The organism is Psychrobacter piechaudii (genome assembly GCF_900162825.1).
GTDB classification, from domain to species: Bacteria; Pseudomonadota; Gammaproteobacteria; order Pseudomonadales; family Moraxellaceae; genus Psychrobacter; species Psychrobacter piechaudii.
This window is the reverse complement of sequence record NZ_FUGE01000054.1, coordinates 1-12,101: the sequence shown is the minus strand read 5'-3', so window position 1 is coordinate 12,101 and position 12,101 is coordinate 1. Positions and strand designations below refer to the sequence as shown.

Sequence of the window (12,101 nt, the reverse complement as noted above, 5' to 3'; positions counted from 1 at the left end):
AAAATCAAAAACACAAGATTAGACTTAATTCATAAATTCACCACCAAGCTTGTTAAAGATAGCAGCTTAATTGTGGTTGGTGATGTTAAATCACGCTCATTTACCAATTCGATGACCAAGCTGGCTAAATCAACATACGATGCAGGATGGTTTGAACTTAAACGACAACTGGAATATAAATGCAAGCATGCAGGTTGTCAGTTTGAGATAGTAAATGAGAGTTACACTACCCAGACCTGCTCGTACTGCCATAAAATAAGTGACAGTAGTCCAAAAGGTAGAGCAGGTTTGCGAATAAGAGGATGGAGGTGTGCTGAGTGTGGCACATGGCATGATAGAGATATCAATGCTGCTAAGAACATCCTCGCGGTCGGGCTTGGCCGTCTAGCTGTAGGAATCCCCTCGGTTTAGCGAGGGGAGGAGGTCAAGACTTATACCAAACTGTAGGAAGTCTGCTTATATTGAGCGGGTTTTTTATTTTCAGCAAGGATGAGTGGTATATAAATAGCTTTTTTATGGTACATTTATATTTTATCTATGCAGGGTTGAGACTAAAAATGGCAGACAAAGGTAGATTGGCCCGTTATCAAGCAGACCGTACCAATCAAAAGTTTTATTTTTGTAGGGTGGCGTGTAAGCAAGCCGGCGATACGGCAGATAAGCAGCTATATCAAGCTCACTGTGAAACCGCTATTTTTCATCTGCAAGGGGCGTTATGGGCTTTTTTACAGGAGTTGGCCCATTTCTATAACTTAGATACCAGCCAGCCCAGTATTGACTACATTGAGACTTCTTTGGAGAAAAAAACGCTAATTTCACCAGAGCTACAACGTCTTAAAATCTCTCTAGAGTCTGGAGTGTTGGCCAATATCCATAAGGCTTATCAGCGCTGTCAGTATGCACCTGCCCCAGATAGCAAAGGTATTGAGGCCTCAAGTCATGACTTGATTGTCAATGTGGTAACGCTTTCTAATCAGTGGTTGCCTGATGAGCAGACCATTCGTGATTGGCGTACTGAGTTTATGGCTTTGGTCGATGAGATGCGGGGCGGTATGGTGGAATACTAGTCACCTCAGTCGTTATTATTTAAGAGTCTAAATTTGAATTATAGACTATAAAAAAGGCACTACCGATGACCAGTAGTGCCTTTTTGAATGGGCTTGATTAAGCTAAGATTAGTAGATTTATATTTTTCAATTTACTTAGCTTTAATTTATTTAGATTTACCTTCACGGCGCTGTTTAAGCTCAGATTTTGGAATCCAAGCCCAAGTCATATCCACCGTAATTGGAGCCCGGTCGCTATCCGAGTTACGGTCCTCGATGACACAAGGAATGACCATCTCACCTTTAGGGGTGTCTAAAATATATTGACGCTGCTCATCGCTTAAAGTGGCTATGGCAGCTATCTGTCCTTTTTTGACCGGACGATAGAAGTTAACTTCATAAGACTTAACCAGTAAGATTCTATCTGAAGGTAGATTCACTGCCAAAACAAAACCAGTCGCTGTTTCTGCTAATAGCGTTACTGCCACAGCGTGGACCGAACCAATATGGTTTTGGACGGCTTTTTTATTCTCTAAGCTAACCACCAGTTTGTTTGGACTTACATCTTCGTAAACAATGCCAGTGGTGCCGACATAAGGTACAATCTTACTAAAGGCTTTGGTCAGCACAAAAGATTGAGTCGATTTGGGCAATAATTGCACCGCCTTCAAGATTTTGGTAAAAGAATTATTAATTGCTTTGGGTTGAGCGCTATTAGAGGCGTTCTTATCGGTAGCCTCATTTTTTGGCTGAGCTGCTTTAGAAGGCAGATTTAGTTGGGTAGCTATAGTGGCAGCTTTTTCAGACACTACTTTTTTAGTAGAAGATACCTGCTGTATAAGATTTGATAACTGGCTCATAACGCGTCCTTTCATGGTTTAAATTGGCTTTTATGGTTTGAGTTAGATAGTGACGTTCGATAAGAATGAAAAGAGTATAGCAAAACCATTATCCAATTAGAGATGATAAAGCGGTCACAAAAAAGGGTTGCCGATTACCAATTAATCCCCTTACTAACATTTTATAAAATGCGAAGAGATACTTTGAATCAAGATTTGATACCCCGTTTAACGTCCCTGCCCACTGAGCCTACCAATATCATTTTTACCGGTGTTGCAGGAACGGGAAAGACCCATAGGCTGCTTGAGCTACAAAAGCAATATGATGAGCCCATCGAGGCTTCGTGGGAGAGTTGGCGTGTCCAACAGGTCAGCCATTATGGGTGGTGCGAGGTAGTATGTGCCGTCTTGCTGCTAGAAGATAGATTGATGACGGTGCCAGAAATGATGCGTCATCCCTTGGTCGTGGATAAAGCCGCCGCCAATAAACGCAATGAGAATATCAATCAGACGTTATGGGTCCAGCTAAACAAACATGCTCATCCAGAATCTGTGACGGTCAATACTAGCCAACGTTCTGCCAACTCTTATTTTGACAAAACACAGAGCAGTCAGTGGTTCTTATTAGATGAGATCAAAGAGACGTTACGCAGTCAGCTGTCCGAACTACTATCGTTATACAAGGAGCAAGGCAAGCAGCCTGACAGCCAAGAGCTTGTGGTAAGTCGTAGCTGTTTGGTGAGCTTTCATCAATCTTATGGTTATGATGAATTTGTGGAAGGTATTCGCCCTCGCATTCATCCGCAAACCGGTCAGATGCAGTATGAGATACAGCAAGGGGCTTTTTTGGAGCTGTGTGCTAAGGCGAGTAATGATCCCAGTCACCGTTATGCGATGTTGATTGATGAGATTAATAGAGCCAATACCTCACAAGTCTTTGGTGAGCTTATGAGCGTCATAGAGCCGAGCAAGCGAGCAGGAGCAGCAACCCCAATGGCGGTACGTCTGGCTTACTCAGGACGTCAATTCATGGTGCCTAGCAACGTCGATATCTATGCCACCATGAATACTCAAGACCGCTCTTTGGCGACTTTAGACACGGCCTTTAGAAGACGCTTTGAGTTTGTCACTTGCTATCCCGACAGCTCGATTCTAATTGATGTTGAAGACAAAGCAGGCGACAGAGTTAACTTAGCCGTTTTAATGCAAGCTTTAAATCAGCGCTTGTTTACTTTATTTGGGGCAGAAGCGCAGCTGGGGCAGTCTTATTTTATGGGTATCAACGATATGGCTCAGTTGGCTCGACGTCTATATCGTCAGATTATTCCGCAAGTCATTGAGTACATAAAGCTCAGTGCTATGCCGGCACAAATACCTGAGCTATTGTCCCAGGTGCTATATGGTCAGAGCAATGAGAGGCATCAATTAGCGCAAAGCTTTACTGAGGTAACGCCTCCACTTAGCTTGCTACAAAGGGGTGTTGAGTCCAATCGTCAAGGGGCGCAGAGGTCAGCTGCTGCTCAGGCACAGGCTTCTGCCCCAGCTGGATTAAACCCCGACTTTATTACCGCAGCCACACGAAATAGTGAGCTAGAAAAAGAGACTGAGGGTGCAAACGTATATCTAACCGCTAAGCCCTATCAGCTGCTTTATGCGAGCTATTTGTCTGCACAGGAGCTGTAACCCTTGTATCCAGGCCTTACTGTGCAAAATGCAGATCGATATGGTGCTATGAACGCGTATCAGCATGACGGCGTGATTAGCTGCTTTGAACATCAGCGTCTTAGCCGACAAGACTTTGCGCACAGTATAGACTTTGACTATTTAATTGAGCAAGAATTACCTTGCTTTGGTATAGAAGTTAAGCGTGGCCAGCTGAGCTTAGTCGTCAGCCATTATTTAGCAAAAATAATTTTGCCCAGTGGCTTAACTTTAGAGATACTGCCAAAAATTAGTGTAGCGACGGTAGCAGAAACTCGCCAAAGCTCCTCCCAACGGCTAACTGCAATGGACTCAACGGTTAAGCGTAAGGCGGAGATAGTGCAGGCTCGCCAGTGGGTGGCAGTAATGTTAGCGGATATTAGTAAAGATAACATAGGGAAAAAGCTGGCGGCGCTAGACCTAGCCGCTAAACCTGGCTTTTATTCCCCTTCTTACCCAACAATACCCCCGCAGCTTGTAAGCGTTTCACGTACGCTAGATAAGCCTTGGTATGAAGGCTTGCTAGCAACAATTCGTCAAGCACTGCAACAAGCGGCAGTGACCTTACCCAATCGCTATCAAACCCAGTTGCAGAACCAGCCCAAAGCACAAGGTAAAATTAATCTTGCGGCACAGTTAAAAAATAACTGGCATCGCCCGCATTACCTATATACTGAGCAAGCGGTGTTTGAGACTGATCAACTATTGGCCCAGTTTTTGACCACTGCTTGGCAACAGCTGCAGAAACTGTCTGCTCGAAATGTCATAAATGAAAGTAGCTTCGATCAGCAGCTTCCGAGCAGTTTGCAAGGGGTTATGGTATTGCCTCCTCGGAGTTGGGAAGGGGTTTACCAACAGCTAAAAAGTAATACAGCCACTTGGGGCAGTCAGTTGAGCCTTGTACAGGCGCAAGTAGTCACTCAGGCCATAGAGTGGGGGTGGTGGCTATTGACACAAGGGTCTGTGGCTGAGTCTAGGCAAAGCACATTTGATAAGTCAGTGGATCAGTTACCGGTTGCCTCACTCATGATCAATATGAATCATGCGTTTGAGCGCTGGGTGCTGGGTAAGCTGCAAAGTTGGGCTTCCCAGCAGTTGGCAAATAGTCGACTTGTTATTCAACCCAGTTTCGACTGGCTATATTTAAAGACGAATTTTCCTAAATCGGGATTAAAATCAGAAGTCGTTCAAAAGCTAGTACCGGATGCTTGTATAATGACCCAAGAGGGCCAGATTAGTCATGTATTAGATATCAAATATAAATCGCTTTCTGCTGCGACTCAGGTGAGCGGAGCAGACTGGCAGCAACTTTATAGCTATCAACAGCGCCTAAATTGCCAAAATGCTTGGTTAATTTATCCAAAAACAAAAACTTTTACGCAAAGGCTTGACGTTTTTGATAATTTGGACGAGAATAGGCACTCAAATCAGGATGGTGATGTTTCAGGCAGGATTACACAAATGAGTGTAATACCTTTTGATCCCCAACAGGGGTTACTACTGATTTGAGGATTTTATAATAGATTCGATATTTTTTGAAAATATTTTAAAAAAAGTGTTGACAAGATTAAAGTTTAATCCTATTATATGCACCTCGATAGCGATAACACAGATGATTAAGTTGACCAGACAGTTATCAAAGTCGTAAAAAAGAAAAGTAAGATATCGGAGTGTGGCGCAGTTTGGTAGCGCATCTGGTTTGGGACCAGAGGGTCGTAGGTTCGAATCCTATCACTCCGACCACTTTTTACTAGAGCCTTACAGGCTTTTTTTTATGCTTTAAATACGACATTTGTTGTTTATTACTCTATATGTGTTTTAATAACAGTGTAGTTCGATAACAACGATGTTAGCACTATATGCGCCTGTAGCTCAGTTGGATAGAGCACTTGGCTTCTAAGCAGGTGGTCGCAGGTTCGAATCCTGCCAGGCGCACCACTTTCGCCTGAACTGTAATATCTAGAATGTTAGGTAATACATTGCACTTTCAATACACTCTGTGTTGATTATGGCGGCTGTAGCTCAGTTGGTAGAGCCCCGGGTTGTGATCTCGGTTGTCGTGGGTTCAAGTCCCATCAGTCGCCCCATTTTTTATTCCTTCCTTTACTTCTCGAAGCCCAATATTATATAAGTTGCTAATCTAGACGTTGTCTTGATTGGTTTTTTTACATTTTTGTCTTTTTATTTCACTCCTTTTATTTCAATCCTTACTGCCCTCTCAAATCTATTACTTATGGCTCTCTATTTATATGGATTGACGCATAAATTACTGAGTTAGCGGCTACCAAACTGCTCATGAAACTAAGATGTTCAGCTTTTGCAATAATGTTATGATAAAGGCATCTTAAAGAGGGTCGAGATAATATTATGGCAAACCGTTCAATAACGATTACTGCGCAAATTAAGGCTAAAGATGACGTTAGCTCCGAACCTGTCACTGCTCAGCAAGATGAGATACAGGCTATTGACGTTGTAGATAAGCCTATGGCGATGCCAAAGACAAAAGCGGAATTAATTGCGTTATACCAAACTGAGGCTTTAGAGATTAATAACTCTGTCCAAGCCAAGGAAATGGAGAAGGTGGCCAAACAGCGAGTGGCGTTGTATCAACATCAGCTAAAACGCACTGAGTTTTTTTATACCATAAATCCCTTATTACGTCCCACCTATATGGTACAGACATTAAAGTCACAGTTTATTGAGTACCAGCAATTCCAAATGGCCCGAGCCCTTGATCAGCGTGGCATTATTGATTTAGATAAAAATGAGATGATGTGGCAACAGTTGCACATTGTTGATGATCTTATTGCGGATATTGTGCATCACATGCCCGCTCAGCAGCCTGTAGGTTGGCAACTGACTTCAGTAAATAGAAACCATCTGAAATTTCCTACGGTAGGAAGACTGAGAGACAAAGACAGCGTTGCTGACCAGGCCAGTCTCAATAGCTATGTATTGGGTCACTTTGGGGTAATGAGCTACACCTATGACCGAGGCTATTTTATTGGTCATGTCTTGGGTTATTTATTTTGTTGCTATTATCTAGCCCACTTGTCGATAGCGTATGGGGTAACGCCTCTACCTGGAAATGTCGTGCCCGATTACAAATATGCTTCACTTGAAACCGCGAAGCTGGTTCGATTATTGCACAGCGTCGATGTCTATTGTAAGCGTCGTATTTATCAGTTGGCGGTACTTTGTGCCCGGCTCAGCTGCTATCAATTGGATAAATATATTGAAAAAATGCTCATTGCAGAGGTTAATGAGTTTGATAAAAAACAGCAAATTGAGCATTTGGACGCATTGTTTACCCAAGGTATCATGCCTGAGATGCCAGACAGGGTAGATTTAAAGCAATTTCCTGGCGCCTTCGGGGATGAAGGTAAATCCTAGAGCATTGTATCGTTAATAATTATTATACAAAAATATATTATATAGTAAGCTCGATGAACTATAGTCGTTAATCGTTTATGGCCTTGAAATAGATGGCTGTAGACCTGCATTATCCCGTATGCCCACTTACTTGACCTTATCCAAGCCTAATAAGGTCATCTTGCCAATATGAAATGACTTTAATGAAAAACTCAGTAGAAATAAAAAACAGCCCTTCTCGTTCTGGTCGTAAAGCTTTAGCGGCTTCGCTGGCGATATCCATAAGTTTTGGACTGGTTTCCGGAGTGGGTAGTAATCCAGCTCAAGCGGCCAGTCTGGCAGATCTATTTGGGGGCGCTGAGACTCAGGGTGGTCAAGAGAAGTTCTTAAAGGTAGAGCAAGCCTTCTCGGTTAAACCTAACCAAAATGGCAATAAAATTAATATCGCGCTAAAGATTACTCCCAAGCATTATCTATATAAAGACAAGCTGTCTTTAAAATTGCCAGAAGGGGTAACCGCTTCTTCGATTAAGTTCTCTCATACCTCGCAGACCATCGATGATCCTACCTTTGGTAAGGTAGATGTGTTTAAGCAGCCCCAAGTCACTGCCACGGCAACCTTAACCAACACCACTGCTACTGCCATTAATGAAAACATCAGCATTAGCTGGCAGGGCTGTGCTGAGGCAGGACTGTGTTATCCCCCGCAGACAGAAACGTTGGCCATAAGTTTACCGGCATCTACAGCAAGTGTAGCAGGGCAAAATAAAAGCCCTGAGCCAGCCGCTACTGCTAAGCCAAAACAGGTTGCTGCAACTAATGCCAAGCCAGCAACCAGCGAAAATAGTGCTTCGACTAAGACAGATACAGCAGCTAAATTCCAAAGTAACTTAACATCGCCCGCCAAACAACAGCCACAAACGATGGCCACTGCTAGTACTGTTGAAGTAGGCGATAACGAGGCGTTGGATGAGGAGTTAACTGCACAAGATACCGAGCTTACCGATGCCACTGATACTGATGGCGAAAATGAGACTGGTTTGGTTTCTGATGAGGATATGGCAAGTGTAGAGGGTGGTGATGACACTACTGAGACTAGCTTAGTTAAACAGGATAATGGCTTAAACTCAGGCTCAAGTGAGTCTGGTTTACAGCTGGGTAGTGAGCGAGTGGTCGATCAAGATCCCTTTGGTTTGGCAGAGCACCCTTGGCTGGCTCTGTTATTGTTATTTTTAGCAGGTTTGGGTCTGGCGTTTACCCCTTGTGTTCTGCCTATGTTGCCTATTGTCAGTAATATCGTGGCACGACAGCATACACCGACTGCCAAAAAAGGTCTGATATTAAGTGGTAGCTATGCCTTAGGGGTGGCCATTGCCTATGGTATCTTAGGCGCTATTATCGCTGTATTTGGACAGCAGCTTGGTATTATTGGGTGGCTACAAAACCCAGTGATATTATTAGCTTTTGCCACAGTATTTGTTGTGTTGGCCTTATATATGCTAGAGGTGGTTAGGATTCCTGTTCCCAACGCTATTCGCCAAAAGACTCAATCTTTAAGCCAAGCAGGGGATAAATATCTGGGCAGTACCTTCGGAAGTTTTATTGCCGGTTTACTGTCAGCCCTTGTGGTCTCTCCTTGTGTTTCTGCCCCTTTATTTGGCGCCTTGCTGGCGGTCTCCACCATTGGCAATCCGCTGTTAGGCTTCGCTGCTTTATTTATGTTAGGTTTTGGATTGTCAGCGCCGCTTATGCTACTGGGGGCAAGCCAGGGCAACTTAATGCCAAAAGCGGGCGAGTGGATGAACTGGGTCAAGCAAGGGTTTGCTTTATTGTTATTTGCCGTAGCACTGCTACTGGTTGAACGTGTGATGGTCAGTCCTATCATGTTGATGCTGTGGGCGATGTGGTTCATGGTGGTAGCAGTATGGGCTTGGAAATGGAGTGGCCGCGGCCAATTATTTACTAAACCATTGGCCCTTTTATTGGGCGGCTGGGCTGCTCTAACCCTGGTAGGCGCCGCTGCAGGCAGTAAAGATTCATGGCAACCTTTGGCTGTCTTCTCTCAGCCTAGCGCAGCATTAGTTAATGCCAACTCGCAGACGTCAGGCTCATCTGAAGCAATGACGGGGATTCAGAGTAGCGATAAGCATATTTATAGTTTAGATGAGCTTATTCCTATTATTGAACAAAACCCCAAAGTACTGGTAGATGTTACGGCAGAATGGTGTGTTGAGTGCCGTATTATGGACAAGACCTTATTTACCAATCGACCCGCTGCAATGCAGCAATGGCAGTTGGTCCGACTAGATGTGACGGAAACCAATGAAGAGTCGGCACGTATTTTGTCGGAATTAAGTTTGTTTGGACCTCCTGCTTTACTGTATTTCGTCGATGGTAAATTACAGGTGCAGCAAGTGGGCACGGTCGAGCGTCCTCAGTTCGAAGAGACTTTAAATAGGTTTTAAAGCCTGAGGCTTAGAGAGAACTTAGTAGCAGTATTTACTTATTAGTAGTATTTTATTGTAGGCGTGCTTCAAAATAGCACGCCTTCTTATTGTTATTAAATAGCGGTTATTTCGACCATTATTAGCTATACTGTCTTAACTTCTTATTACTTGATAAATACATAATTTTACACTATATTGCTTCACATGTTATCTTTAAGGTGATGACTGTGAGAAACATGACTTCTAAGCTGGGGCTGGCCTTACTGCTAAGCTCTGGACTAATATTGAGTGCCTGTGACCCTGAAACTGGCGAAGCAATAGGCACGCTTGAAAGCGGCTCCAATCTTAGTAACATTGAAATAGAGGTAGAAGATACCTCTGCTGTTAGTGATGCAAAAGATCTTAAGGCATTTCCTATAGCCTGCCGTAATGGCATAATTATGGAAGCCTTTGAGCAGCAACGCCACTCTATTCAGGTTAGAGGCTGCGGGCAGGTAACAGCGATATTGGCTGACGATAATAAGGGTAGTCGCCATCAGCGCTTTATCGTTCAATTAGAAGGTGTTGAGCCTAAACACACAGTGCTTATTGCTCATAATATAGATTTAGCACCCAGAGTTGATGCTTTACAAAAAGGCGATGAAGTGGTCTTTTATGGTCAATACGAATACAACCCACAAGGTGGAGTAGTACACTGGACGCATCATGATCCTGCCGCACGACACCAGCATGGGTGGATAGAGCATAATGGGCAGCGTTTTCAATAAGCCATATATAGCGAATTTAGTTTTTATTTATTTAGCTTAAGCTACTTGTCGCTATCAATCTTTATTTATATTGCAGTTTTTTAGTTTTTAACCTATTTTTCTAGAGTTACCGCTCTTCTAAAGGGAGCTAAGTAGCCCCTTATAAGTCATCTTTTGGTCACTTACAGATGATAATGTTTTTAGTTAACTGCTTTGTTTAATAGTATAATAATTCTTTTACCCTAATTATCAGGAATACGCATGATTACTTTGCGGCCATTAATAAAGAAGTCGAGACTGCCTTCATCAAAACTTAAGTTTTTGACCTTTTCTGTTGCGGCAGCTTGTTGCGTGCCGTTAACTGTTAATGCTGCTTCTGCTGAGACTGGCAATTCAGCTGCACAAGCCATAGATTCAAACTCCCAACAAGTGGCTGTTAATGCCTTTATGAAATGTACCGATTTAAAGCTAGAATCGGCTCGTTTGGCTTGTTATGACAAAGTTGCTACTGGCGAAGAGATTGTTGTGGGTCGTGAAAAAGTACCTTTAGATCTGGTTGAAACGGTTAAGGCCAGCTTTACTGATCTGCGTCCAACTGCAGTCTTTGCAACTGAAGGCAATGAAGCCTCAGAAGGAAATCCTGAGTTAGCTGCTGAAGTAGAAGACAATATCTCTCCTGGAGCACCAACTGCTTTTGGTAACGAACAACTGGCTAAAGCAGGCGTTACGGTTGAGGATTTTGAGGCTTATACCCCGCTTAGCCTGGCTTATGATTTAGATAAAAATAGCGAGCAGGGAACTTGGACTGTTAGACCGCATCGTCCTATTTATTTATTGCCCGCTTATGTTCAATACAACCCCAATCGCCATCCAGAAACACCTACTCAAAAACTTGACTCTAAAGATATTGAAGATTATGGCAATAAATATGCTGATAATTTAGAGCTTAAAGCACAGATCTCTTTGAAGGCTAAAATTCTAGAAGATGTGTTTGATACCAATGCCGATGTTTGGTTTGGGTATACTCAGCAAATGCATTGGCAGGTTTACAACAGTGAGCATTCACGTCCCTTTAGAGCCACCGACTACATGCCTGAGGTGTTTATTACTCAGCCAGTAACAGCAAACCTACCTTTTAATGGTCGTTTGCGTATGTTGGGGGCGGGGGCTATCCACCACTCTAATGGCCAGTCTGACCCTTGGTCGCGTTCTTGGAACCGCTTGTATTTAATGGGTGGGGCTGAGTGGGGTAAGTTTAGTCTTCAGCCTAAGATTTGGACCCATGTTAAAGAGAAGAATAACTCCAAGTCGAGTGATAACCCAGATATTACAGATTACTATGGCCATGGCGAGCTTAAAGCGTTATACGACTTTGGTCGAGGGGAGAACTTGTCTGTCTTAGGTCGTTATAATTTTGATACCGAAAAAGGGGCGGTTCAGCTAGATTATACTCTTCCTTTATCGCGTGATGTGCATGGCTTTATCCAAATTTTCCATGGTTATGGCGAATCCATCATTGACTATAATGAAGAAACCACGGCCGTTGGTGTTGGTCTTTCTTTAAATGATTGGAAAGGGCTATAGAAGTCATTGACTTCTGTAACCCAAAAAGTGGCACAGCGAAAATATACGACCAAGAGTAATACAACGAGCCGTGCCTGCTTTTTACCAACTGGGTATGTGGCGGGTGCAGTATCTACAAAGTGTTTGTTGTGTCTGCCATAGTAATCCAGCAGTTGTACAAAAAGAGGGCTTAAATGATAAGCGCTCTTTTTTTTCGTCAATTATAGTGAAAGAACTTATAAACTGTTACAAAGCCAAAGAAAATAAAAGAACAAAGTATCGATACACTGCAGACGCCAGTCTTTACGTTTACGCTTGATCCAAGCCCAGGCTTTTTCGATGGGATTTAAATCTGGGCTATAAGGTGGTAGCCATAAAATACAGTGT

11 protein-coding genes and 3 tRNA genes are annotated in these 12,101 nt (G+C 43.2%); 11 read left to right on the top strand and 3 right to left on the bottom strand.

Annotated features, from left to right (window positions below; all coding sequences use genetic code 11):
* Both A1019T_RS01930 and A1019T_RS01925 read left to right on the top strand, forming a co-directional pair.
* On the top strand, window positions 1–411 hold a 411-nt coding region (locus tag A1019T_RS01930), incomplete at its 5' end, for an RNA-guided endonuclease InsQ/TnpB family protein (protein ID WP_143514062.1).
* A gap of 146 nt (window positions 412–557) precedes the next feature.
* Window positions 558–1,067: a DUF6586 family protein gene (locus tag A1019T_RS01925; protein ID WP_077450182.1), complete on the top strand. Its 510-nt coding sequence runs from the start codon at window positions 558–560 to the stop codon at window positions 1,065–1,067.
* Between the two features lie 146 nt (window positions 1,068–1,213).
* On the opposite strand, the gene A1019T_RS01920 is transcribed toward A1019T_RS01925, so the two are convergent.
* Window positions 1,214–1,906 carry a DUF4442 domain-containing protein gene (locus A1019T_RS01920; protein ID WP_167366828.1) on the bottom strand — a complete coding sequence of 231 codons (693 nt, stop codon included), beginning with the start codon at window positions 1,904–1,906 and terminating at the stop codon, window positions 1,214–1,216.
* A 168-nt stretch (window positions 1,907–2,074) separates the two neighbouring features.
* Between A1019T_RS01920 and A1019T_RS01915 the strand changes: the two genes are divergently transcribed.
* The 8 genes from A1019T_RS01915 (at window position 2,075) to A1019T_RS01880 (ending at window position 10,172) form a co-directional block, all read left to right on the top strand.
* On the top strand, window positions 2,075–3,568 hold the full coding sequence (locus A1019T_RS01915; protein WP_077450181.1) for an McrB family protein: 1,494 nt from the start codon (window positions 2,075–2,077) through the stop codon (window positions 3,566–3,568).
* A gap of 21 nt (window positions 3,569–3,589) precedes the next feature.
* Entirely contained in the window at window positions 3,590–5,095 is a 1,506-nt protein-coding gene (locus tag A1019T_RS01910) for a 5-methylcytosine restriction system specificity protein McrC (RefSeq protein ID WP_143514061.1), read from the top strand.
* Between the two features lie 157 nt (window positions 5,096–5,252).
* A tRNA-Pro gene (locus A1019T_RS01905) sits at window positions 5,253–5,329 on the top strand.
* A 118-nt stretch (window positions 5,330–5,447) separates the two neighbouring features.
* Window positions 5,448–5,524: transfer RNA gene (locus tag A1019T_RS01900), tRNA-Arg, on the top strand.
* Between the two features lie 73 nt (window positions 5,525–5,597).
* A tRNA-His gene (locus tag A1019T_RS01895) sits at window positions 5,598–5,673 on the top strand.
* A gap of 280 nt (window positions 5,674–5,953) precedes the next feature.
* A complete protein-coding gene (locus A1019T_RS01890; protein WP_077450177.1) occupies window positions 5,954–6,979 on the top strand; it encodes a hypothetical protein in 1,026 nt (341 codons plus the stop codon).
* Between the two features lie 182 nt (window positions 6,980–7,161).
* Window positions 7,162–9,423 carry a protein-disulfide reductase DsbD family protein gene (locus A1019T_RS01885; protein WP_244156496.1) on the top strand — a complete coding sequence of 754 codons (2,262 nt, stop codon included), beginning with the start codon at window positions 7,162–7,164 and terminating at the stop codon, window positions 9,421–9,423.
* 203 nt (window positions 9,424–9,626) lie between these two features.
* Window positions 9,627–10,172: a DUF3465 domain-containing protein gene (locus A1019T_RS01880; RefSeq protein ID WP_425271916.1), complete on the top strand. Its 546-nt coding sequence runs from the start codon at window positions 9,627–9,629 to the stop codon at window positions 10,170–10,172.
* 221 nt (window positions 10,173–10,393) lie between these two features.
* Here A1019T_RS01880 and A1019T_RS13520 read toward each other — a convergent pair whose 3' ends face one another.
* Window positions 10,394–10,561, bottom strand: coding sequence for a hypothetical protein (locus tag A1019T_RS13520; protein ID WP_244156495.1), 168 nt, complete (start codon window positions 10,559–10,561; stop codon window positions 10,394–10,396).
* 37 nt (window positions 10,562–10,598) lie between these two features.
* Between A1019T_RS13520 and A1019T_RS01875 the strand changes: the two genes are divergently transcribed.
* Window positions 10,599–11,735: a phospholipase A gene (locus tag A1019T_RS01875; protein ID WP_244156494.1), complete on the top strand. Its 1,137-nt coding sequence runs from the start codon at window positions 10,599–10,601 to the stop codon at window positions 11,733–11,735.
* A 215-nt stretch (window positions 11,736–11,950) separates the two neighbouring features.
* Here A1019T_RS01875 and A1019T_RS13960 read toward each other — a convergent pair whose 3' ends face one another.
* Window positions 11,951–12,055 (bottom strand): hypothetical protein, encoded by a 105-nt coding sequence (locus A1019T_RS13960; protein WP_227678566.1) that lies wholly within the window; start codon window positions 12,053–12,055, stop codon window positions 11,951–11,953.
* Window positions 12,056–12,101 lie beyond the last annotated feature (46 nt).

What these genes read in the sequence shown, in the direction of transcription:
- A1019T_RS13520 (WP_244156495.1), bottom strand. Translation starts at nt 10,561, where the DNA reads ATGGCTTGTGCAGCTGAATTGCCAGTCTCAGCAGAAGCAGCATTAACA.
- A1019T_RS01880 (WP_425271916.1), top strand. Translation starts at nt 9,627, where the DNA reads ATGACTGTGAGAAACATGACTTCTAAGCTGGGGCTGGCCTTACTGCTA.
- A1019T_RS01920 (WP_167366828.1), bottom strand. Translation starts at nt 1,906, where the DNA reads ATGAGCCAGTTATCAAATCTTATACAGCAGGTATCTTCTACTAAAAAA.
- A1019T_RS01915 (WP_077450181.1), top strand. Translation starts at nt 2,075, where the DNA reads ATGCGAAGAGATACTTTGAATCAAGATTTGATACCCCGTTTAACGTCC.
- A1019T_RS01890 (WP_077450177.1), top strand. Translation starts at nt 5,954, where the DNA reads ATGGCAAACCGTTCAATAACGATTACTGCGCAAATTAAGGCTAAAGAT.
- A1019T_RS01885 (WP_244156496.1), top strand. Translation starts at nt 7,162, where the DNA reads ATGAAAAACTCAGTAGAAATAAAAAACAGCCCTTCTCGTTCTGGTCGT.
- A1019T_RS01875 (WP_244156494.1), top strand. Translation starts at nt 10,599, where the DNA reads ATGAAATGTACCGATTTAAAGCTAGAATCGGCTCGTTTGGCTTGTTAT.
- A1019T_RS01925 (WP_077450182.1), top strand. Translation starts at nt 558, where the DNA reads ATGGCAGACAAAGGTAGATTGGCCCGTTATCAAGCAGACCGTACCAAT.